Source organism: Oleiphilus sp. HI0066, from assembly GCF_001635725.1.
In genome coordinates, this window is the sequence record NZ_LWFH01000320.1 from 1 (window position 1) to 1,032 (window position 1,032).

Consider the following 1,032-nt stretch of genomic DNA (forward strand, 5'->3'; position numbering starts at 1 on the left):
GTTGCAGAGCTTGGCCTGAGTGGCATTGGTTTTGGGTTGCATTCGGATATCGCGGTTCCTTATATCGAGCGTTACGGCACGGAAGAACAGAAGCAAAAATATCTTCCGAAATGTGTAAGCGGTGAGATTGTCACCGCGATTGCGATGACTGAGCCGGGAACGGGATCGGACTTACAGGGTGTCAAGACCAATGCTGTGCTCGATGGGGATCACTATGTATTGAATGGATCGAAGACCTTTATTACTAACGGCCAGTTGGCAGATCTTTACATCGTTGTTGCGAAGACTGACCCAGACGGCGGCGCAAAAGGCACCAGCTTATTATTAGTTGATGCGGATTCAGCAGGATTTTCTAAAGGCACGAACTTAGAAAAGATTGGTATGAAAGCTCAGGATACTTCTGAGTTATTCTTCCAAGATGTAAAAGTGCCGAAAGAAAACTTACTTGGTGCTGAAGGTATGGGCTTTATTTACTTGATGCAAGAGTTGCCACAAGAGCGTTTGTCAGTCGGTTTGAATGCTATTGCTAATGCTGAGTCAATCTTCAAACAAACGCTTGCTTACGTTAAAGAGCGTAAAGCTTTCGGCAAACCAATTTCGGCGTTCCAGAACACTCAATTCAAACTCGCTGAAATGTCCTCAACGCTCACTATGGTGCGTGTTTTTGTAGATAAATGCTTGGAACTTCACCTTGAAGGTAAGTTGGATGTAGTGACAGCGGCGAAGATTAAATATCTAACCACTGAAATTCAATGCGATGTGATAGATGAATGTTTGCAACTGCATGGCGGTTACGGCTACATGTGGGAATATCCGGTTGCACGTGCTTATGCTGATGCGCGCGTTCAAAAGATATACGCAGGCACGAATGAAATCATGAAGCTAATCATTGCAAGGTCAATGGTCTGATCTTCGTTTGTATGTGAGTCACGATGTCATGTTGGGGTCAGAGTAATATTACTCTGACCTCGGTATTCCTAGAATAAGACAGCAACCTTAAACAATCACAAGAGCTTACCATTGAATATGTCC

1 protein-coding gene is annotated in these 1,032 nt (G+C 44.1%); it reads left to right on the forward strand.

The features are described from left to right. The coding region (locus A3738_RS04685; RefSeq protein ID WP_068763395.1) for an acyl-CoA dehydrogenase family protein at positions 1–909 on the forward strand (909 nt) is incomplete at its 5' end. Positions 910–1,032 lie beyond the last annotated feature (123 nt).